Annotated in this window: 21 protein-coding genes and 1 pseudogene; 5 read left to right on the top strand and 17 right to left on the bottom strand. The window is 55.9% G+C overall.

From position 1 onward, the window contains the following. Nucleotides 1-293: 293 nt before the first annotated feature. Nucleotides 294-947, bottom strand: a complete 654-nt coding sequence (gene fsa, locus ACZ1HE_RS17685; protein WP_108786445.1) for a fructose-6-phosphate aldolase — start codon at nt 945-947, stop codon at nt 294-296. A 91-nt stretch (nt 948-1,038) separates the two neighbouring features. Between fsa and ACZ1HE_RS17680 the strand changes: the two are divergent. Next, a pseudogene (locus ACZ1HE_RS17680) lies at nt 1,039-3,235 on the top strand (primosomal protein N'). A gap of 54 nt (nt 3,236-3,289) precedes the next feature. On the opposite strand, the gene ACZ1HE_RS17675 reads toward ACZ1HE_RS17680, so the two are convergent. Both ACZ1HE_RS17675 and ACZ1HE_RS17670 read right to left on the bottom strand, forming a co-directional pair. Beyond that, nucleotides 3,290-3,844, bottom strand: coding sequence for an isochorismatase family protein (locus tag ACZ1HE_RS17675; RefSeq protein ID WP_472622900.1), 555 nt, complete (start codon nt 3,842-3,844; stop codon nt 3,290-3,292). A gap of 11 nt (nt 3,845-3,855) precedes the next feature. Further along, nucleotides 3,856-4,722, bottom strand: a complete 867-nt coding sequence (locus ACZ1HE_RS17670; RefSeq protein ID WP_472622898.1) for a HalD/BesD family halogenase — start codon at nt 4,720-4,722, stop codon at nt 3,856-3,858. Nucleotides 4,723-4,845: 123 nt separating this feature from the next. Here ACZ1HE_RS17670 and ACZ1HE_RS17665 point away from each other — a divergent pair, with 123 nt between their 5' ends. Further along, complete coding sequence (locus ACZ1HE_RS17665) at nt 4,846-5,715, top strand: LysR family transcriptional regulator (RefSeq protein WP_472622896.1); 870 nt, start codon at nt 4,846-4,848, stop codon at nt 5,713-5,715. Nucleotides 5,716-6,033: 318 nt separating this feature from the next. Here ACZ1HE_RS17665 and ACZ1HE_RS17660 read toward each other — a convergent pair whose 3' ends face one another. From ACZ1HE_RS17660 to ACZ1HE_RS17640, 5 genes are all read right to left on the bottom strand, one after another. Beyond that, nucleotides 6,034-6,861 (bottom strand): MBL fold metallo-hydrolase, encoded by an 828-nt coding sequence (locus tag ACZ1HE_RS17660; protein ID WP_472622894.1) that lies wholly within the window; start codon nt 6,859-6,861, stop codon nt 6,034-6,036. 33 nt (nt 6,862-6,894) lie between these two features. Next, a complete protein-coding gene (locus ACZ1HE_RS17655) occupies nt 6,895-7,518 on the bottom strand; it encodes a dioxygenase family protein (RefSeq protein ID WP_472622892.1) in 624 nt (207 codons plus the stop codon). 15 nt (nt 7,519-7,533) lie between these two features. Next, on the bottom strand, nt 7,534-8,034 hold the full coding sequence (locus tag ACZ1HE_RS17650; RefSeq protein ID WP_472622890.1) for a nuclear transport factor 2 family protein: 501 nt from the start codon (nt 8,032-8,034) through the stop codon (nt 7,534-7,536). A gap of 111 nt (nt 8,035-8,145) precedes the next feature. Next, entirely contained in the window at nt 8,146-9,009 is an 864-nt protein-coding gene (locus ACZ1HE_RS17645; protein WP_472622888.1) for an MBL fold metallo-hydrolase, read from the bottom strand. A gap of 17 nt (nt 9,010-9,026) precedes the next feature. Beyond that, complete coding sequence (locus tag ACZ1HE_RS17640; protein ID WP_472622886.1) at nt 9,027-9,632, bottom strand: DsbA family protein; 606 nt, start codon at nt 9,630-9,632, stop codon at nt 9,027-9,029. 96 nt (nt 9,633-9,728) lie between these two features. On the opposite strand from ACZ1HE_RS17640, the gene ACZ1HE_RS17635 reads away from it, so the two are divergent. Next, the gene (locus ACZ1HE_RS17635) at nt 9,729-10,631 is read left to right on the top strand and encodes a LysR family transcriptional regulator (protein ID WP_472622884.1); all 903 of its coding nucleotides are present in this window, start codon (nt 9,729-9,731) and stop codon (nt 10,629-10,631) included. An 838-nt stretch (nt 10,632-11,469) separates the two neighbouring features. Here ACZ1HE_RS17635 and ACZ1HE_RS17630 read toward each other — a convergent pair. The 8 genes from ACZ1HE_RS17630 to ACZ1HE_RS17595 all read right to left on the bottom strand — a co-directional run bounded on the left by ACZ1HE_RS17630 (nt 11,470) and on the right by ACZ1HE_RS17595 (nt 18,398). Then, the gene (locus ACZ1HE_RS17630) at nt 11,470-11,634 is read right to left on the bottom strand and encodes a carbohydrate porin (protein ID WP_472624537.1); all 165 of its coding nucleotides are present in this window, start codon (nt 11,632-11,634) and stop codon (nt 11,470-11,472) included. Nucleotides 11,635-11,668: 34 nt separating this feature from the next. After that, nucleotides 11,669-12,661: a hypothetical protein gene (locus ACZ1HE_RS17625; protein ID WP_472622882.1), complete on the bottom strand. Its 993-nt coding sequence runs from the start codon at nt 12,659-12,661 to the stop codon at nt 11,669-11,671. A gap of 59 nt (nt 12,662-12,720) precedes the next feature. Further along, the gene (locus ACZ1HE_RS17620; protein WP_472622880.1) at nt 12,721-13,644 is read right to left on the bottom strand and encodes an HlyD family secretion protein; all 924 of its coding nucleotides are present in this window, start codon (nt 13,642-13,644) and stop codon (nt 12,721-12,723) included. Then, nucleotides 13,641-13,922, bottom strand: a complete 282-nt coding sequence (locus tag ACZ1HE_RS17615; protein WP_472622878.1) for a DUF3302 domain-containing protein — start codon at nt 13,920-13,922, stop codon at nt 13,641-13,643. Before ACZ1HE_RS17615 ends, ACZ1HE_RS17620 begins: the two co-directional genes overlap by 4 nt. Next, complete coding sequence (locus tag ACZ1HE_RS17610) at nt 13,919-14,314, bottom strand: hypothetical protein (protein ID WP_472622876.1); 396 nt, start codon at nt 14,312-14,314, stop codon at nt 13,919-13,921. Before ACZ1HE_RS17610 ends, ACZ1HE_RS17615 begins: the two co-directional genes overlap by 4 nt. A gap of 26 nt (nt 14,315-14,340) precedes the next feature. Continuing rightward, the gene (locus ACZ1HE_RS17605; RefSeq protein WP_472622874.1) at nt 14,341-15,513 is read right to left on the bottom strand and encodes a dipeptidase; all 1,173 of its coding nucleotides are present in this window, start codon (nt 15,511-15,513) and stop codon (nt 14,341-14,343) included. A 60-nt stretch (nt 15,514-15,573) separates the two neighbouring features. Further along, nucleotides 15,574-16,965, bottom strand: a complete 1,392-nt coding sequence (locus ACZ1HE_RS17600; protein ID WP_472622872.1) for a metal-dependent hydrolase family protein — start codon at nt 16,963-16,965, stop codon at nt 15,574-15,576. A 71-nt stretch (nt 16,966-17,036) separates the two neighbouring features. Then, the gene (locus tag ACZ1HE_RS17595) at nt 17,037-18,398 is read right to left on the bottom strand and encodes a metal-dependent hydrolase family protein (RefSeq protein WP_472622870.1); all 1,362 of its coding nucleotides are present in this window, start codon (nt 18,396-18,398) and stop codon (nt 17,037-17,039) included. A gap of 237 nt (nt 18,399-18,635) precedes the next feature. Between ACZ1HE_RS17595 and ACZ1HE_RS17590 the strand changes: the two genes are divergently transcribed. Both ACZ1HE_RS17590 and ACZ1HE_RS17585 read left to right on the top strand, forming a co-directional pair. Next, nucleotides 18,636-19,604 carry a helix-turn-helix domain-containing protein gene (locus tag ACZ1HE_RS17590; RefSeq protein ID WP_472622868.1) on the top strand — a complete coding sequence of 323 codons (969 nt, stop codon included), beginning with the start codon at nt 18,636-18,638 and terminating at the stop codon, nt 19,602-19,604. Between the two features lie 2 nt (nt 19,605-19,606). Beyond that, nucleotides 19,607-19,978, top strand: a complete 372-nt coding sequence (locus tag ACZ1HE_RS17585) for a DoxX family protein (RefSeq protein ID WP_472622866.1) — start codon at nt 19,607-19,609, stop codon at nt 19,976-19,978. A gap of 238 nt (nt 19,979-20,216) precedes the next feature. On the opposite strand, the gene ACZ1HE_RS17580 is transcribed toward ACZ1HE_RS17585, so the two are convergent. After that, entirely contained in the window at nt 20,217-21,428 is a 1,212-nt protein-coding gene (locus ACZ1HE_RS17580; RefSeq protein ID WP_472622864.1) for an MFS transporter, read from the bottom strand. Between the last annotated feature and the right edge of the window lie 115 nt (nt 21,429-21,543).

Raw genomic sequence — 21,543 nt, 5'->3', positions numbered from 1 at the left:
ATGGGAATGCGGGTTTCGGATGGAAAAATCAACAGGTCAGGCAATTTGTCGAGACATGTGCGCGGTTTACCACCGGTGCGGAGGGGGTGCTCCCGCCCGTCGGCACCAGATCACAGATCTGGCCCCTCCCGTTGGGCCCAGCGCCGCGCTGGGCGCGGCGTGGTTGGTGTTTTGATCGAAACGATGTCGACTGGACGCAACCGCAGCGCGCCGCAGGCGCGCTGCCCGGCCCAACCGGAGGTGCTCGATCTTTGATCGGGCAACAAAGGGCGGGAGTGCCCCGCCCAGACAGATCAGAGGATTTTGATGTCGGCCGCTTTGATGTCCGCCAGGAAGGCGTCCAGACCCTTGTCGGTCAGCGGGTGGTTGACCATCGCCTTGATCACGGCAGGCGGCGCGGTGATCACGTCAGCACCGATACGGGCGCTGTCCAGGATGTGGTTCACCGAACGGATCGACGCGGCCAGGATTTCGGTCTCAAACCCGAAATTGTCATAGATGGTGCGGATGTCTTCGATGATTTCCATGCCGTCGAGGTTGATGTCATCCAGACGACCGATGAAAGGCGAGATGAAGCTTGCGCCTGCTTTTGCCGCCAGCAGCGCCTGGTTGGCCGAAAAGCACAGCGTCACGTTGACCATGTGACCATCGTCGGTCAGCGTCTTACAAGCCTTCAGGCCGTCCCAGGTCAACGGCACTTTGACGGCGATGTTTTCTGCGATCTCGACCAGCTTGCGGCCTTCGGCGATCATTGTCTCGGCGTCTGTTGCGGTGACTTCGGCCGACACGGGGCCGTCGACGAGATCACAGATCTCTTTGGTCACCTCGATAATGTCACGACCGGATTTCTTGATCAGCGAAGGGTTGGTGGTCACACCGTCCACCATGCCCAGGTCGTTCAGCTCGGCAATGGCGTCGATCTCGGCGGTATCAACGAAGAATTTCATGGGGGCAGTCCTTTGATGGGTTGGCCTCTGTCCCGGATGCCTTTACCTCATGAGGTGTCTCACTGAAACCCCCAGCTGCCAAAGGTGATGCGTGCACGATCCGGAATTCTTTGATCAAGGTGATTTGGTTGCCGTCCTGACCTCGCAACCCCTTGATCGGCTTCTGGATTACAAAGCACCCGAAGGCGGATGCTTTCGCGGAGCCTTTGTCGAGGTGCCGCTGGGCCCGCGCAAAGTCATGGGCGTTGTCTGGGGGCCGGGACAGGGAGATTTCGACCGATCCGGGATTCGCCCGGTCATCCGGGTGCTGGATGTGGCCCCGATGCGCGACGAGATGCGAACGTTTTTGGGCCGGGCTGCAGATTACACGCTGACGCCCATGTCGATGATGCTGCGGCTGGCCACCCGCGCGCCGGGCACTGGGCGATCCGCAATCCATGCGCAAGGTCTATCGGCTGGGCGAGGGAGAGCCAGATCGCCAGACAGACGCGCGACGCCGTGTGCTCGAGGTGCTGCGCGAATACGGTGGGCTTTCGTTCACCCTCAAGGAACTGGCCGACATGGCAGGCGTGACCCCAACGGTGGTCAAAGGGCTGGTCAAGCAAGGCATTGTCCGCGAAGAAGACAGCCCCCGCGATCTGCCCTACCCGCATCTGGACCCGGACTTGCCCAGCAAAGAGCTGAGCATTGATCAGGCCGCCGCCGCCGAAACCCTGCGCGCTGGGTTGAAGTCGCAGAAATACGGCACGACGCTGCTCAAGGGCGTGACTGGCTCGGGCAAGACAGAGGTTTATCTTGAGGCTGTCGCTGAATGTTTGCGCATGGGCAAACAGGCCCTGGTGTTGTTGCCCGAGATCGCACTGACCGCTGAGTTCCTGACGCGGGTCGAGGCGCGCTTCGGCGCTCGGCCTGCCGAATGGCACTCGGGCGTTACGATGACAGAACGTCGACGGGTCTGGCGCATGGTGGGGCAGGGGGACGCGCAGGTTGTGGTCGGTGCGCGCTCGTCGCTGTTTTTGCCGTTTCGCCACCTTGGCTTGATCATCGTGGATGAAGAACACGACACCTCGTACAAACAAGAGGATGGCGTGACCTACAATGCCCGCGACATGGCGGTGCTGCGCTCGGCGATCTGTGGGGCCCGCGTCGTGTTGGCCAGTGCCACGCCATCGCTGGAAAGCTGGGCCAATGCGGATGCCGGGAAATACGACAAGATCGAACTGACCTCGCGCTTTGGGGCCTCTGTCATGCCGGACATGCGCGCGATAGACATGCGGGCCGAGAGCATGCCTGCCAGCACATGGATCTCTCCCACTCTGCGGCAAGCGGTCGAAGATCGTCGGGCCAAAGGGGAACAATCGCTCCTGTTCATCAACCGGCGCGGCTATGCGCCGGTCACGCTCTGCCGCGCCTGCGGTCAGCAGATCGGTTGCGATCACTGCGACGCCCGCATGGTCGAGCATCGGTTTCTCAAGCGGCTGATGTGTCACCAGTGCGGTGAGACCAAACCGATGCCCGAGGAATGCCCTTCGTGTGGGGTCGAAGGCAAGCTGGCGCCAGTCGGACCGGGAATCGAGCGTCTGGCCGAAGAGGCATTGGAGGCCTTTCCCGATGCCAATATTGTCACGCTGAGTTCGGACATGTTCGGTTCGGCCCGTGCGCTCAAGGCCAAGATCGAAGAGATCGCCGAAGGCGACGCCGATATCATCATCGGCACACAGTTGGTGGCCAAAGGGCACAACTTCCCGAACCTGACCCTAGTCGGCGTTATCGATGCTGATCTGGGCCTTCAAGGCTCGGACCTGAGGGCAGCAGAGCGCACGTTCCAACTGATGCGGCAGGTCGCGGGGCGCGCAGGCCGGGCCGAAAAGCCAGGGCAGGCACTGTTGCAAACCTTCCAGCCCGAGCACCCGGTTATTCGTGCCATCCTGTCGGGGGATGAAAACGGGTTCTGGTCGGCAGAGGCAGCCGAGCGGCAAGCTGCAGGCGTTCCGCCTTATGGGCGGATGGCCGGGATCGTTTTGTCTGGTCCGGATGTAGCTGCGGTCTTTGACTTGGGCAACGCTCTTGCCCGTGACGATGGTCCTCTACGCCAGATCGGAGCGCAGGTGTTTGGTCCTGCACCAGCACCGATTGCCCGCATTCGAGGGCGTCACCGGGTGCGGCTTTTGGTCAAGGCGGATAAGGGGGCCCCTATTCAGGACGCTATTGCGCGATGGATTGCACCAATCCGGCTTAAGGGAGATTTGCGACTTAGTGTCGATATCGATCCCCAAAGTTTCTTGTGACATCCCAAGGCGTTTTAACGGCGTATTTCGAAGTCCAATCACGTCCTTTGAGCGTCACCCTTGCGAGTTTAGGATGTCGTCAGTGCATCGCACCGCGCCAAATTCACCATGCAAATTGGCCAGTGTGACTGAATGAATCTGATCAGCACTATGCGTGATCCCATCCGGGCCTGTTGCCTCATAGGCCCATACGGCGTCAGACGCATAAATCATGTCAAACCCCAGGCTGCTGGCCGAGCGCGCGGCTGATTCCGCGCAGTGGTTGGCCGTGGCGCCGCAGATCACCACCCGGTCTATGCCCGCATTGCGTAGATCCGTCTCGAGCGACGTACCAGCAAAGGCGCTTGAGACATGTTTGATTATGACCTGCTCTTCTCCAACCGGGGCGGCAAATGGCTGAACCGCCGCTCCGGGCGCATCCGCATGGAACGGATCATCGGGGTCATGCCCATGGTGATGGACATGTATGACTGCATCGCTATTTGCGCGAAATTTGTTCAGTAGTCGTTCGATGTTGTTGGCCGCTTCGGGACAAGATCGGACTGCCCCAGCCGCATCGTCATGGGCTAGCGCCATTTGTACATCAATTACAAGAAGAGCTGTTTTCATTGATTTTTCCGTTAACTTTGAATTTGGGACGCTGTCCGGTCCGCAAGTATTTTTTTGACACGCTTTCCATAGATGCGAACGTTGATGTCATCGCTGATCACGCGTCCTTCTTGCTCATCATACGTCATGATTGCAGTGACGCGGGGGATTGATCCCTCGACCTCTGTCACACCGTGCAACGAATACCCACCTCGAAACAGGGTAAACGTGCCGGCTCCGCGATCGAATGTCTGCGCGTGGGACATGTCGCCAGAAAGCAGGCGGTCGACTGCTTCCCGATCTTCTGTTTCATCGGTGCGAGAGTTTGGCAAAAAGGTGAATTTTCCCCCGTTTTCGGCGGCTTGCAAAAGTAGTGTCACGGTGCATTCGGTGGTGTCGTAATGCCAAGCGTGCCAGCTGCCAGGATGCAATGCGACAACGTTCAAAGCCTGGAATTCATCGGCGCAACGAAACAGCACCTGCTTTTTTTGAACGCGACGCACAAAGTTCGTTAGGATTTCTGATTGGTAAAGGCGCTGAATGAGGGTGTCATGCGGGATCTGATCATCAGCCAATTGTGTAGCTATATGCACATACTCCTGACGTCGCGGATCATTGGTCGGCAATGTCGGATCGATTGCGCCCTGATAGATATTGCGTTTGATGGTCAGGACGTCTGCGCTTGGTAACAGGGCGTTGGATTCGTTGGCTAATTCTGCAAGCGCGTTGGCGCGAATGAACCCATCCAGATTGCACCAGCCATGTACTTTCATATGATCCTGACATTTTTTCAGAAACGCAGCACCTTCCGGGCTCTCCAAGTCCGCAATGGGGTAGCGCGACAGGTCCACAAGCTTTTGAACAATGTCTATCTCTGCGTCTGGGCTGATCTGTGACATATCTAACTCCTTGCGCCTGTGGGGTGGTTCGCACTGGTTCTGAGTCCATGTGTAGGAGTCATAGAGTTAGAGCAAAAATTAAAGAATTTGCCTTCATGACCATAAAATACTTATGGATGTCCTATGACGAGCAATCTCAACCTCAACTGGCTTCGCACGTTTGAAGCTGCCGCGCGCCATCTGAACTTTACGGCAGCCAGCCGCGAACTTGGACTGACGCAGACGGCTGTTAGCCAGCATATCAAAGCGCTGGAAGGGAAGCTGGGGCAGAAATTGTTCATCCGCCGCGCCAAAAGTTTGCAACTGACGGAGATCGGACAGGCTTATCTAATTTCGGTTCGCGACTCTCTGGAGCACATCGCCTTTTCTACGAACGGGCTGTTTGGCCCCGCGCTCGGCGCCACAATTGTTCTGCGCGCCTCGGCGGCAATGATCGTATGGTTGTCTCCCAGGCTTTCCGCTTTTCAAGCTTCGTTTCCCGGCATCGGGATCAAACTTGTCACGTCTTTGTGGCAAAACGACCACGAATGTCATCCCGTGAATGTCGACATTATGCTGGCGCCGCAGAAACAATCGGATGCCCGAATGGCGAAGCTGGCCGATGAAACGATCGTTCCGGTCTGTGGTCTACGCACCGCCGCAAAAATCAAGTCATCCAAAGATCTTATGGCTTGCGAGGCCATCCATGTGCTGGGGTTTGATGATCATTGGTCACGCTATCTGTCTGCGCATGGTCTTTCCTATGCGGGCATATCTCCTCGTCTTGTCGTCGATACGTCGGTTGCTGCATGTGAATTGGTTGCTGCCGAGAACGGCTGCACGATCATGATTGAACGCTTCGCGCGGCAAGCGATTGCATCGGGACGCCCGGTTCGCATAGTCGGCGCGCCCGTCGATACTGGGCAGGCTCACTATGTCATGCACCACAAAACCAGTCTCGCAGGCTCACAAGAGTCTGCGACGTTCTGCGAGTGGTTGCGAACCTGTTTTTGACGAGATGTTGTTGTTCGATTAGTCCCTGAAGGTGGTCCACCAGCTGGCATAGACTGCCCCATGAAATTGGAGGATCAGAGATGGCAGGGACCCGAGAAAGGCCCGAAGATATCGTGTCGAAGCTTAACTATGGGAAGCTGCTTCCTGTAGGCCATCCTAGGTTTTGGTGATCCTCCGTCTGGCGGAGAGCTTCGCTGGGTTGTATCTAAGTTTGTGGTCCCAGCCGATCTTCTGAAATTCCTCTGACAAGTCCCACCTCAGACAGGTTTGGCTTGCCCAATGATCATCGAAAGTACAAACTCAAAACCGTCAGGAATTTCATTGCTCAACTGCTCCGCTGTTGATCAGATGCTGAGCCATGCCGCGCACATTGCTCGGCCGCCAGGCTTCGTATTGCTGCCAATGGCTTCGTTCGGTGTAGGTAAGTTCTTTGACCAGTTGGTTCGTGGATTTACCGGCTTGCAGCCCTGTCAAAACATCTGCCCGCAGTTCTTCCATATAGAGCCTAACGTTTGTCAGGTCGTTGTGGTCGCCTATACGACCGTGGCCCGGCACGAAGATATCGAATTCGAGCGCTTCAGCGGTGAGTATCTGCTGATACCAACCCTCAACATTGTCACCGCCCAAGCTGGTGTAGAACATACGTTCTGGCGCGGCGATATCGACAAGAAAGACAACGTTTTCAGGTCGCACGACCGTTGCGATCATGTCCTTCTCGTCTCCGGGGCCGAGATAGGTCAGTTCGATCGTGTTCTCGCCCAGCTGAAAGTTATGCTCATGATCGAACTGGACGTCGAGACTAACGCCTCCCAATGTTGCCGGAGCATTCGAATGCGCGATGGCCTGAATATCGTCGCCGTAGACATCACCGCCGGAGGCATGATCGCCGTGCGAATGCGAGAAAATCAGATGTGTCACGGGCTGGTCGGTCAGCGCAGTCAGGTTATCTTGCAGCTTTTTCGCGGTGCGGCCGTTTGGGTCGACAACAACGGTCCCCTCGTCCGTTGCGACAACAAGCGAGTTGTAGCTGCCGTTCTGGAAATAATAGACGTTGCCCGCGACATGGGTGAAGGCATCAGCGGATTGCCCCAAGGCAACCACTGGGGTCAGGAGCGCCATGGCCCCTGCAATCAAAGCGAATTTCATGGTCTGTTCCTTTTCGTGATCTGACGCAGTCCGTCAGACAACAACGTTGATGATCGTTTCCGGGCCATTCGGCCCCTTGGTGAATGACATGGAGACGGCGTTGGCTTCTGCCTTGGACATCCTGCGGTAAAGCCCGTCTTTGGAGTTACTGGGCTCTTCATCGACATAGAATTGAGTGGTCAGCACCTCGCGGCGTCCGACAAAGACTTTCACGTGGATATGCGGCGTGCGCCCCGGGTATCTGGTTGGTTTGATTGTCCGGAAGGTATAGTTGCCGGCGTCATCGGTGATGTCGTAACCAAACCCCTGGAACCCCTGATCGTAGGGCACCGACCGATCATCGCCGGGATGCAGATACTTTCCGTTCACGTCGCATTGCCAGATTTCGATGCGCGCACCGGCCATGGGTACCCCCTTGCGATCGGTGATCTGGCCTTTAAGGGTGATGATATCCCCACCCGCCTCGCGCACCAGCCCGGCGACCTTGACCAGGTCGTTGTCGGTGTCTTGAACCCGCATGGATCTGGTCGGGTAAAACGGCCCCTCAGCCACGCGCGGTGTCAGTTCGGCTGCCAGTACAGTCCGGGGCAAGAGCAGACTGCCAACGGCGGTTGTAGCTCCGGCCAGAAGTGTTCGGCGCGATCTCTTGTGGGACATCTTCCTGTTCCTCGGCTATTCCATCGCTGCGACAACTGGCAGGCTGTCGATGAACTGTTCAAACTTTACGATCTTGCCGTCCTGGACCTGCCAGACATGCGCAACCCGTGCCGAGAACTCCTTGCCGGTTGCATTGAACGTACCATAGTAGGTCCCAAATTCGACAAAGCGGGTGTCATCGGCCACATAGTTTTCAGGCACGAACTTGTAGTTGGTCCATTCCGATCCCAAACGCGCAAACACCTTTTCTGCGATTTCGCCGAACTCCGTGTAGGTCCCTGCGTAGGAAAAGCCAGCCGCCTCGGTCCATTTGACATCGGGTGCCAGGTGCGCCTGGAGGTTGCGGCCGTTTTCTTCGGATGTTTCACCTTCATAAATGCTTTTGACGATGTCCAATGGTGTCATTTTGGAATCCTGCGCATTGACGGCAAGCGGTGATGTAGAAACGAGGGCCAACAGTGTCGCGCCAATCATGCTGCGCTTCACATGCTTTGAGGTGTTGGATTCAAAGATCATGAAATGCCTCATGGTCTGACGGGATGACTGCGATATGGGGTCTGAAGGGCGGGACATTGTTCCCGCCCTTTTATGTTATGCGCCGGGCTGGTTCCGGCGCTGGTAGGGCGTTTATGGCCAGGAACGTTCGCCTTCGATGACCTGCGCGCCAAGTTTCAGGTCGCCCACGTTTTCAAAGCTTGGATAGGCAGCCTGCATTGCTGCGATCAGCTCTACCGAGCCGTTTGCTTTTTCTGCGGCGGCCTCAAAAGCGGCGACGTATTCCTTGGTGAAGGCAACGATGCTGGCGTCCTCGGCGCTTTCGCCCATCACGTGGCCGGGGATGATCCGCTCGGGGTTCAATGCCAGCAGCTGATCCAGCGTCGCACGCCAGCTGTCGCGGCTTTCGGGTGTTTGGGTGTCGGCCATCCAGACGTGCACGTTTTCATACAGAACAACACCGCCCAATACGGTTTTTTCCGACGGCACCCACAGGAAGGTGTGAACGGGGTCGTGGCCATCAAGGCCAACCACATTTACGGTTTCGCCATCGACCGTCAGGCTGTTCCCCTCAAGAACGTCGGGAACAATCAGGTCCGTCGGTGCGTTTTCTTTCAGGATCGGACCCCAGAAGTCGTACTTGAGCTGGATGGTCTTTTCGATGCCTTTGACGGTCTCGGGCGTGGCGACGATTTTGACGTCAGGATAGGCGGCACGGATGGTGTCCAGGCCGAAGTAGAAATCGGGGTCTTTGTGGCTGATAAAGACGGTTGTCAGGGATTTGCCGGTTGCCTTAATCATGTCGACCAGTTGCTGCGCATCGTCCTTTTCGAACTGTGCGTCGACCAGGATCATCTCGCTCGGGCCTTCGATCAGGTTTGACGAAACCGGGAACAGGCTGCCTTCGTTGGGGGTGAATGCGGTGATTGTCAGATCCGCGGCAAAGGCTGCGGTGGACAGCAGCAGGGCTGCTGCAGAGGTGAGGATCGTCTTCATAGGGATGCTCCTTGCATTTATGCGGCCAGGGCCGCGATTTCCTCGGGAAGGGTGTAGTAGGCTGAGATATCGATCTGGGTTATTCCGCCGTCGGTCTGCATCAGCAGGGTAGGGACACCTTGAGTGCCAAACCGGGCCTGCAAGTTGGCGGCTTCCGAACTGATCTGCTTGGCTTGGTTTCTGCCCGCGTCCAACGGGCGGTCGATGGCGAATTCTGTCAGCGCATTCTGGACGGCTTTGCTGTCACTGGCTGATACGCCGCCAACATAGCGCGCCCGTTGCAGGGCATGGGCCAGCGTCATCTCGGCCTTGGAACCCTGATCATGGACCAGAGCCGCGGCATATGCGGTCAGGGTGGAGTCCAGCACTTCGCCGGGGGTGCCCAGAACGTTCTGGACATAAGCCTCGCTGAACTCTTGGCCGGTCAGCTGCCCGATGCGCCGGTCATATTGCAACGCCATCCTTCCAAAGCCGTCCCCCATACGGTGGGCGTTTGCGCCTTGGAACATGTGCCGGTGCAGAACGGTGACATCAGCGCCGCTGTCGATCAGCGCGTTGATCACCGGTGCCGCGCCGTAGCACCAGCCGCAGTAGGTATCGTAGATGTAGATGAAGCGCGTCATTGCGGTCTCCGTTTTGGTGAACCACAAGTAGGGTGCCGTCATTGTTGACTAAAGGCGCGCAATCAAGACACAATGTCAGCTAAAAGGTGACGATCTGTGAAAAAGTCGAACTTAAACCGTCTTGAGTATTTTGTTGCCATTGCCGAAGCGGGCACAATCACAGCCGCGGCCGAGCGGATGCGCATCAGTAAGGCGGTGGTCAGCAAGCAGCTTCAGCTGCTGGAAGAAGAGCTTGGCGCAACACTTGTAGTACGCAACTCTCGCCATCTGAATCTCACTGAAACCGGACATTCCTTTTACGAAGCCGCGCGCGCGTCGGTGGCGCAAGCGGAAGAGGCTTTTGAAGTGGTTCGACAGGGGCGGACTGAACCGACTGGGAACCTGCGCATCACTGCGCCTCTCGATATGGGCGTTACATACGTTTCGCCGGTCGTTGCCGAGTTTCGTATCGCGTTTCCGGCTGTCACTGTCGATTTGACGTTGAGCGATACACGGTTTGATCCGGTTGAGGCACGATTTGACATTGCCTATCGGGTTGGCTGGCTTGCCGATTCTGCCAACATCGCCCGCAAGTTGGCAAATTTTCAGCAGATCGTAGTGGCGTCGCCTAACTTGATTGAGCAATTGGGGCGACCAGACCATCCGGAAGGATTGGCGGCGTTTCCTTTTGTTGAACATAGGTCTCTGCCTAACCCGCTGAACTGGCAATTTACCAAAGCGAGCGGTGAAACCTGCGACGTTCAAATGAGCCTTGCGCTACGAGCAGACGTAACACCAGCGATCAAAGCAATGGTAGTCGAAGGGGCCGGGATCTCCATTCTGCCTGATTTTTTCGCGAAGAGAGAAATTGAAAACGGCACATTGATCCGGCTTGTTCCGGACTGGACGCTTCCAACTGGAGGTATCTTTGCCGTTTACCCGCCCACGCAGTTCCGATCGGCAGCGACAAAACAGTTTGCGGAGCTGTTTGCACAAAGACTTCGAAACAGTCTGGTGTAAGAGAAGGTGTGGTGCAAACATCGTCGATCATGTCAACGGTGGCCTTCAGTTCCGGCTTACCACCAAGGAGCAATGCAACATTTGTAGGCCTTCGGAATGTGTCAGAAGGAAATTCTGTAGGTTCGCAAAACCGTCGGGAAATTGGTCGAACATGACTGTTCTCTGTTTCGTGCCGATCGCAGGATTCAGCCGACACCAAGCGTGACATTTCTGGAATTCCTATTCTGAGCTCGTGGTTTGTCCGGACCACTGAGATGTGTGGTGGGCCAGCGGAATAGGGTTCACTCACGTTTGACCAAAACAGTTCGCTATTGCACATGCTGTTTGGTTGACTGGGGCTTGACGCTGGCTCAGCGCCGCCAAGACATCGGCTACAGATATCCCCATAGAGAAAGACTTCCTGGCTCCCTTCGGCATCCTACTCAGAGGCTTCTTGCTGTTGATTGCTGCTTGGATGACCTTCTTAATTCCAGAGCGGTTGGATGCGGGCACACCATAAACCGAGAGGTCATACAGATCTCCTTCTGGAGGCAACACCAAAGCCTGCTATGCGCAGACAGTGAATTTTGCAAAGTTTCGCGAGCAGCCCGAAGCCGACATTCAATGATTGATTTTGCAATTTCTGATAACCGGGCTTTGCAGCCATTGTAACTAGTTTCATTACCGCCTGCTTTTGCAATAATCACTCGTCTTCAGCTACTTTGGACTGACGGCGCTCGCGCAGACGATCGGGCTGCCTATGGACGCAAAATAGAGTGGCCCACTCATCCGCCACGCCAGCTGCTCAGTGCCATACCGGGCACCGGACGGAATGACGCAACAATGAGCAAACTACCTGTTAAAGATTTACCCTCAACCTCAACCCGAACACCAGCGGGTCGTTTGGATTTGATCCAGGGTTGTTGAGGTACTGAACATCTGCGGTCAGCGCTAGATTGTCTGCCAGATCCAACCGGTAGAATGCCTCAACAGTTGTTTGATTTGGAAGTCCCGGTGTTGTCAAATCAGCTACCGTGACAGCCAAGCCAAACAGATCGTCATAAGTACCCGGTCGCCACAACAAGCCGGCTGTTTACAGCCTTCTCCGCTATTGCTCCTCCACCGTTGGACCAACCCAGTCGTCCAAAGACCATCAGATCATTCTCAAATGTGTGGTTGGCAGCCAGAGTCACGCCATATGTTTCCGGCACACCTGCATCTTGGCGCTCGTCAACGTGGAACATCCCCAGATGAACATTTGTCAGAAACCGCTTCGAACGTTCAGGCGTCCAACCGATTTCTGCATATTTGTAGAATTCACTTCCGCCGGGGAACCATTCTATATCGGTCAAAGACCCATTTGCATCACTGACCATCCCCAAGGCGTAGATCTGGTCGGTCAGATATCCGCCCGCCACTAGACCGAACCCTGGATCGGGAATCGGTAAGACCGGGCTGAACATGATCGAAAAGTTCGAAAATGTTGTTCGTGGGTTCACGTATCCAAGAATGTCGGAATAGTCGCCGGGGTCAATACGGCCTGCGACAATACCACCGCGCCCATTTCCAAATCCCTGCTGCCAGTAAGCGACCGACAGAGTTGTATCCGTGTCTCCAAAAGTAACACCAGTGGCGCCTTGATAACCGATCTGACCGGCTAATGCCGACGGCGCAATGGGCTGACCCAGCCGATGCCGGTTTTCCAGAATAAAGACAAAGCTACCGGGGTTTGCGCCGCCTCGGTTTGCCAATTCCCATGTGCCGATCATCCTGAGTTGCCCCGAGGCGGACTCGTCTTGGCCAGTCAGATCATGTGAACTGCGCTGATACAGAGCTTGATAATCAAAGCTGAGTGCCAAGCCTGTGTTTTCCCGGAAACGACCCAATGACTTCTCTATCGGATCAAGGGCCCGGTCCAGACCCGGCCAACGCGACTCTTCCAGCCGACGCAACCGGTCCTGTTCCTGTTGCGCGCTGGCGGATCCCGGACCACCCAATGACGCTTGCGCTGCCGCTTCGAGCTTTTTGACGTCTTGCGCAGAGGCAGACATAGCGGAAACGAACAGACAGCTTGCACCAACCAAGCGCGTGAGGTGAGATGACAGTGCATTCATAGAAAATTCATCCAGGTTGTCATGCGAAGGGTGATTTGCCGGATAACCCTAAGTGATCCGACCTTATCGGTCATGATAGCGGCTTGCCCGGATACTCCGGGTGTCAGGGCTTTACCCTGCAGATCGACACTCAGCTCGATGGCATAGGTGGTATCGCGGATCTCAGGGACATCCGGGGTCTTGCCGCTGGTGTTAAATTCGGCATGCGGTGCGGATTGGTACAGCTTGCTGACTGACGCGGCAAAAGTTTGCCCGGGAAGGCTGCGGAACACGACTTCTGCAGGCTGACCAGGCCGAACATGACGGATCGCGTTCTGTTTGACGATCATCGCGACAATGGGCCTATCGACATCCAGAACTGCCATCACGTCCTGACCCGCGGCCACCCGATTGCCGGGCAACAGCACGACAGATGGAACGATACCGTCCATTGGCGCTCGCACGGTGGTGTTTTCCAGGTTGATTTTGGCGAGGTTCATCTGTGCGCGGGCCATTTCGACTTCGGCTTCGGCGGCTTCGGTTTCGGCCTCTGCAACGGCTTGACGTGCGAACAGTTGGCGTTTTCGCGTGAGTTGCTCCTCGGCTAGTTTCAAGCGCGCCTCAGCTTGTCGAACATTCGCAGCATAGGGCTCTGGATCGACCTGGAACAATACGTCACCGGTCTTAAGCGGCGTCCAAGAAGCCACGGGCACTTCAATCACCGGGCCGGTAACAGACGGCCGCACCTGAACCGAAGAGACGACAACTGATACCGGCCCGACTGGAGCGGTCCAGCTTAGTGGAAGAAAGATGATCGCCTGCGCGGCTGCCCAGACGACAACCGGAGAAATCTTCATCCAGAGGTGCCATTTCTTGAGGATACCAACCTTTACCAACAGCCAGAGAAACCCCATCCAGATCGCAATGATAAGGGTGATCATGCTGAGCCCTCCGACGTATTGATTCCGGCGTCAGGGGTTCCCGCATAGGCCCAGATCAGCACCAGGGGGAAGAAAACTCCGCCGGCAATCAGCGTAATCCAGCCGCCGACAGTTACCGCACTGCGGTAAGGATGATTGCGTTTTGCCGCGACCCGCCCGGGCCACCCTCCAATGAACACAATCACTCCAATTGCCAGCGCGCCCATAAATGCCAGCATACCCAATGCGGCATAGTCCAATCCAGTCACGACCAGAACCCTTCCCACTCGAGACTTCATTTCATGTCATCCGCTGTTTTGACTTCGGAAACACGTTCCAGCGCCGTGCCCATATCCGCGCTGCTCATCAATTCGATCATTTGGTAATCATCCAACACCCCGTCTCCCAGACGCGTGAGATAGAACGCTTGGATAAAGGTGGGGTCATCGGGAAGGGATACGGTGATGTAGTTCTTACCGTTCCCAAATCCCCAATAGTAGCTGAGAAGCTCACCGCCAAGCGCCTCGATGCCGCCCTTGACCGCGGCGGCACGGTCGCCCGGGTTCGCAATCTGCACTTCCCACGCCGCACTGTTTGGCGTGCCTATGAACAGAAAGGTGCGCATGTCCGGGACATCTTCCGCAGCAGCCATGGAACCGCAAAGCAACATTGGGAACAGAAGTTTTTTCATGTGGTCACCTCATTGATTATTTGGGTTCATTCACCCCAGTTCGCTTTGTAAAGCCGCATCAGGTTTGCCCCCATCACGCCACGAACGTCGCCCTCGCTCCAGCCGTGTTCTTCTTCTAGAATCCGGGCCACGGCCCAAACATCCGCCGGGGGTGCCATATGTGTCGGCAGACCATAACCTTGCGCTGGTGGGTATTTTTCCGGGTTCCTGATGATCGGATCGAGCGCCACACCATAGTTCTCGACGTAATCCACCCCGAAGCATGTCGCCTGTTTTCCAACCATCTGGCCGATGAAGTCGATGTGCTTGGCAATGGATTTTGGCGTTGCAGACCCTTGAGGGTTCAAGAAGCCACCAAGAAAGTTCACGCAAATGACACCGCCTGTGGCCGCGACTGCGCGAATGGCTTCACTGGATACGTTGCGGTAATTGTCATAAAGCTCAGCTGAATTGCTGTGCGAGATCATCATGGGTTTCGTGGTGATTTCGGCAGCATCAATGCAGGTCTGCCAGGAAGAGTGCGAGCAGTCGACAATCATACCCACACGGTTCATTTCGGCGACAACCTTGTAGCCCAGTTCCGTCATGCCGGGATCTATGACCAGAGGATCATTGGCTACCATTCCAGCTGAATATGCTCCGGTTTGGTTGTAGCTGAAGTTCATCTGCCGGATGCCGAGATCCCAGTACTTCTGAACATAGGCAAGATTTTCATCCAGCATATCCATGCTCTGGGAATTCATCATGATGGCAACTTTGCCAGCGTCCTTAGCCTCGCGCAGATGCTGGACCGTTGTCGCAAGCGTGAAGCGACCAGCGTTATCCTCTATCCATTTCTGCATCACGTCGATGCGTTCAAGAACGGCAAGCGCACCTTCGGACCCGTTTGAGATGGTCGTGCTGAATGCCGCAAAACCGTATTCTTCGTAGTGTCCTGCAAGGTTTTCCCAGTCTTTCAACAGGAAATTGATGCTTTCAAATCCCGGTGAGCCGACAGCAAGGGCATCGATCATGAACGCATCAGCATAACGTTCGCGATACGGCAGATCACCGACGCGCGCGTCGTCCCCGCGTGGGTCAGCCATTTCGACCAGCTTCTCGATACGCGCCGCAATTTCTTCATCGCTGGGGTTCTGAGCCAAGGCAGACGTGGCAAATGCCGTCACTCCGGCCAGAAGGGCAATTAAGCGCGTTTTCATTTTTCAATCTCCAAGAAATTGATGTTGGGCAGAGGCCTATGCCCCTGCCCAATAGCGGTTTCAATCCAGCGTGTTTTTGTAGAATGTACCGTCTTTCATAATCACACGGATGGTGTCGAAACCTTCTTCTCGGGGTTCTGCGTCAAACCACTTTGACTGGGCGCCCAGGACAGATAGGTCTTCCAATGGGTTGCCGTCGACGATCAGGATATCGGCATAGGCTCCCGCTTTGATCACGCCGAGTTGCTCAGGATAAGGATTGCGTTGGCCGGTCAACTGGGCCAACTCGCCCGCCGTGGACGTGGCCGAGACCAGCATGGCATGATTGCCGAACCAGTCGGCAAACTGATACTTTTCAAAATCACGATGGGCACGGCCCTGATCGAGCGTTGAGAGCACTGTATCAACGTTGTGGACGACCTTGGGCTTGTACTTTTTGACCAGTTCGATGAGATCCTTGCTCTGGTCCTGCGCAATTGTCAGTTTGTCTCCTGCAGGGGTGCCCTTTGCAAAGTTAGGGTGCTCGAAAAGAATTGGTGAGAACCCGGCGGTGTTCAGCGACCAGAAGACTCCTTCGTCGGCCATGCGCTTTACTGTTTCTTCAGTAACCATCTGGCCGTGTTCGATGACCTTGACGCCTGCATCCAATGCCATTTGGACAGTCTCGTCCGTATAGGCGTGTGTGAAGGCATAGGTATCATAAAAGGCCGCGACCTCGACGGCCGCCCTAATTTCTTCCACGCCGTACCCTACAGACCAAAGCGGGTCCAATTCCGAAGAGACGCCACCGCCGACCGTGAGTTTGATCTGCGTCGCCCCATAGCTGAGGTTCCGGCGTGCGGCTGTCCTGATTTCGTCCACTCCATCTGCAACGACTGCAAGATTGAGTTGCTCCACCTGTGCGACCGGGCCGCCTTCAGCCCGGGCACGGGGGCTGCGCCAGTCCGTGTGACCGGATTGTGGACCGATGCACGCACCACTCGGATAAATTCGCGGCCCGGCCAAGATTCCCTGATCGATAAGTTTCTTCATCTCGTCGCCTTGACCACAGGCATCCCGAACCGTCGTGTAGCCATCCATCAGATAGTCGCGCGCGTTTGCGACCGCCATCGCGCCGACGCCATCCCAATTGGCGTATTCAGCACCGCCAAAGCTTGTGAAAAGCCCGGTCAGGTTCAGGTGAACGTGGCTGTCGATCAACCCCGGCATCAGGGTGCGCCCGCCGCCGTCGATCACCGTGGCATCCGGCGCGTCGATGGCATCGGTCGAAACCTCCTTGATCAGGTTGCCTTCGACCAGGACGCTGGCATTTTCGATGCGATCTTCGCTGATCCCATCAAAGATATGCACATTGGTGAACAGTGTTTGGGCAGGAGCATCCTGCGCGAAAGAAGCGGACGCCGACAAAGCAACCACGCTTGCGGCTGCTAGCAACCGTTTTGAGGCATTCATATTTTACTCTCCCTTAAACAAAAAATGCTTGGTGCGCGGGGTGCCGAGGTAAGGTTCACCCCGCGCGACACTCAGTCGAGTGTATTCTTGTAGATCACGCCGTCTTTCATGATCAGATCGAAGTTGTTCTCGTAGTCGGTCATGATCATGGCATCTTCGACCGGGTTGCCGTCGACCAACAGAATGTCGGCATAGGCCCCTTCTGCAATCACACCGAGCGGGCCTTCGGGATAGGGGTTGAGTTTGCCTGACAGGGCCAACAACTCACCGGCCTTTGAGGTTGCCTGCATTAGAACCTCGTAGGATGACCATTGTTCGAGACGGTACTTGAACTCATCGTTCTGTTTGGTGAGCGCCACAGGATCCCCAATAATGTCGGTTGAAAAGGCGACCTTTTCGATCCCGAATTCTTTCAGCAACCGCATCTGGTTTCTCGCCCCGCCCTGAACCTCGAGGAACTTGGGCGCTGCCAACGGACCAAGCGCCTTGGTGACTGTTTCGGCATCCAGTCCCAGCAGCGAGAAGAATGGCACAACCCAGACATCCGCGTCCTTGATCGCCTGCGCCGACACTTCGGTCATCAATTGTGCATGATCGATGCTCTGCACACCTGCTTCGATGGATCGCAGAATGCTCTCGTCATTGTAGACGTGCACAAGAACGTAAGTATCCCAGTCTGCAGCAGCCTTAACGGCCGCTTCCAGTTCTTCCGGTAAGAATTGAACGGTGTGCAATGGGTCTACGCTGGAAGACACACCTCCGTCAGCCATGACCTTGATCTGCGATGCGCCCAGACGCAACGCTTCCCGCGTAGCCCGCAGAACTTCGGGAACACCGTCAGCAAGAAACTCGACGTGTTGGTTAAAGAATGAGGGTGAGGCCCCTTCGAAGTTTGGGTGCGGTTCCGTGTAGTGCCGATGTTCACCATGCCCGGACGTCTGCGAGATCACTGGCCCGGACGGGTAAATACGGGGGCCGACAGCTTTGCCTCGATCGATGGCCTTTTGAAGCCCAATCGCCGGTCCACCCGCATCACGAACAGAGGTGAAGCCGCGCAACAGCATTTTTTCTGCTTCGATCGTGGATACTGCCCCCCAATACATCCAATCAAAATTGTCCCTGAGGTCCGCAACCGGCTCCGTGATCGCCATGTGCACATGGGCGTCAATCAATCCCGGCATCAGAGTACGGCCACCACCGTCGATGATCTGGGCATTTGCAGCCGCCAGAGGCTCGCTCGACACTTCGGAGATCAGGTTGTCGACAACCAGAACATTGGCGTTTTCAATCAGAGCCTCGTTCACCCCGTCAAATACGTTGACGTTGGTAAACAGGATCGTAAATTTTTCGTCCTGCGAGAGAGCAAGGGATGGGAGCCCAAGGCTGACCACGATAGCGGTGGCTGCCATTGCACGCTTCAGAAGATTGATCATCGAAGCTCCCATAGAAGAGAATCAGAAAAGGTGTATTGAAGAGTTATTATAGAATGCGAATAACTTGATGCCTGACACTTTGTCGGGGCGCTTAAAAAAGGATTCCGCGAACTGCAAGGTTTTGAAAGTATTTTGTAGAATTCCCCGATCTGCAGTCATATTTCGCTGAGTTGGAGGCAACATGACAACGACATCAGGCAATACCACAGATCAGTCTCTCCCCTGGTCAGGGCATCGGTGGCCGGTCCCGTTGTTGCGGCACTGCGCAACGTTGGCATCGAACCCGCGACGGTTCTTGACCCGCTCGGGTTGAATGAGGCGCTCGTCATGGATCCCAAAAATTTCCTGCGCCACGATACGGTTTATCAGATCTATCAGGCCGTGGCCGAATCCACCGCACCGGATTTCTGCGCTCGGGTTGGTCAATCTGTCGACCTTGTCCAATTCCTCCCGCTTGGCGACATGCTGGCCGAAGCCCTGACATTGGGGGACTTCTTCACCCGGTTCACGCAAGCGGTTTCAAAGGAATCCAATGCCGTTACGCAATCTCTCTTTGTCGAAGGCGAGCACGCCTATTTCAACGCGAAACGAAATTTCAGGGTCGCGGTCTCCCCGAGCCAAACCGATGCCTTTCAGACCAGCATCTGGATTTCCCTTCTGCATCGGGTTCTGGATTTTCGATGGGATCCCAATCAGGTCATTCTTCGTGTCTGTGACCCGGATGCCCTTCCAGCTCAATTTCACGGCGTCAAGGCAATCAAGTGCGGTCCTCAAGGGTTTTCGATCCGGTTTCCTTCCGGTTGGTTAAGCTACAGATTGCTACCAGAGGCACTGGAAAACGCACCAGACTACGGGATCATGGACAAAGATCTGGCCGCGCCGCAGGACTTTCTGGCAGGATTGGAGGGGCTGATTAGGGTTCATATTTCTGAACCAAAATTTGGTGTAGATGAACTTGCTCGCCTTTGCGGATTTCACCCAGATACATTGAACAATCGGCTAGAGCCTTATGGTCAAACGGCATCCCAGGTGATTGCACGGGTCAAACAGGACGAAGCCAAAACCCTGCTGTCAAAGGGCCGAAAATCAGTCGGTGAAACGGCACAAAGGCTTGGTTACGGCGATCCCACAGCTTTCTCTCGGGCGTTTCGCAAATGGACCGGGATGTCACCTGCAGCCTTCAAGAGATCAAACAGCGAGAACTAATAATGGTCCTGAACATTGTCATCGGTCTACTGTCGGCCTTTTTCCTTTTCGCGTCATCTATCAAGATCTTTGGCTGGCAAAAGAAGGTGTTTGAGATCCAGCTGGACATGTTCGAGAGCTATGGCCTCAACCGCCAAATCATGTTCCTCGTCGGGTGCACCGAACTGTTCGGGGCCATCGCCATCTGGTTCCAGTCATCCTGGATCGGTCCGCTTGGGGCACTGGCCCTGCTGTGCACTTCGGTTGGCGCGATTTTCTGCCACCTCGTGTTTGACACCTGGAGACAAGGCATTCCGGCGATGGTGACAGGAACGCTTTCCGCATTTGTATTTAGCACCGGATACTCAACACTTCTGAGCGCTCTTCAGCATTAACCGCTGACCAATACCGGACATTTTGAGAATCCGCTGTCTGCACTTCTCTGATAACGTTGCCAAGCGCAGCGAACGACCGCTTCCGGCTGGCCTTGGCTTGGGGTCTGCGGAGGCGCTACGACCTTCGACTGACCATATCCCAAGGGTCAGACTTGGTTCTACAGGCGCAACTACCCCAAGGAAGTGGCCGTCCATTCCACCTGCACCGTGGGTCCACCAAGCAGCGCTGTTTTTCTTCTTATCTCTTTGCTTGCGGCGTCAGTTCGACGCTGGTTGTCGTCGCGACTTCGTGGTTTGTTTTTTCGGCAATTGCGGCCGCGTCTTGGCTGATCATTCTCAGACCGGCAAAGACAGCGAAGCCAGCCATCATTGCGACAAGAAACCAGAACAGTGCGATGTCGCCGACTATGCCCGAGACTGCACTGGCCAGCAGCGGACCCGACGCCGCACCGACGGTGTTCACAAACAGCATCGTCACAGAGGCCGACGCCACAAAAACCGGTGGGGAGCGGTCCATAGCGTGTGCGGCAAGCAGCGAGTACATCGTCAGCAGCGACCCGCCCAGCAACAGGAACGCGCCAAGCTGAATTACCTGCCACCCGGGTCCGGCGGCCAGAATATAGGCGGTCTCGTCACCCGAGCCAAGAATGGCGATGCCCGCGAGCAGGACCGACGCAATTATGCTGCTTATCAAGATTATCAGGCGGCGATCGAGAAGATCTGACGCCTTGCCCAGCGGGTACATGAACAGGATTCGGCCAAGATAGAGTATCCCGATTGCAAACCCGATATCGGTGGTCTCAACGCCCAAGACCGCGGCACGGTAGGGCACAACACTCAGCAGCGTTGTGGCGACCATGCCAACACAAAAAGCACCGACCCAGGCGGTGGGAGAGTCCCTGAACAGCTCTTTGATGCGGACATTGGCGACTGCCTTGAGCGGTGGCGGATCGGTTCGGGCCGCCGTCAGGAACACGATCGCAATGCAGTATAGCATGGAAATTAGAACGAAAGCCTCGTCCAGATCATCGGGCAGAATTTGGATCAGAAGCTGGCTGGCAACCGACATTGTGCCGAGGATGATCGCATAGATTGCCAGCAATCTGCCCCGGCTCTCCCTGTCTGCGGATTCGCTGATCCAGGCGTCTCCGATGGCGAACAAACCGGCGGTTGCGACACCTGTCGTAAACCTAACCAGGAGAAGAAAGGGCACCGCTTCGCTCACGGAAAAGGCAAGTGTTGATGCGATGCAGATCGCGGCCCCCGCCGCAAACGCTCTGACGTGGCCGATCGTGCTCAGCCATCCAGCGATATAGAAGCAGCCCAGGAGGAACCCGAAGGAATAAAAAGCGGGCGCAAGCGCGGCCGCCTCTTGCGAAGCGCCGGTTTCGGCAAAATAGAGCGCGACTAGCGTCGCGGAGGCTGCGGTCACGAGCTGAACCGAAGCCATCGCGACGAAAAGAGACCTTAAGGTCAGAAGCCTTCCTCTGAAAGGGTCCATAAAACGCTCTTTATCCAACGGCCCCGTCGTGGGGCCTCAACAACACTTTGGCTTTGCATGAATT

It is taken from the genome of Falsiruegeria sp. JB4-1 (assembly GCF_055693495.1).
Note: the sequence above shows the minus strand (reverse complement) of the source record. Positions and strands in the feature narration are given on the sequence as shown.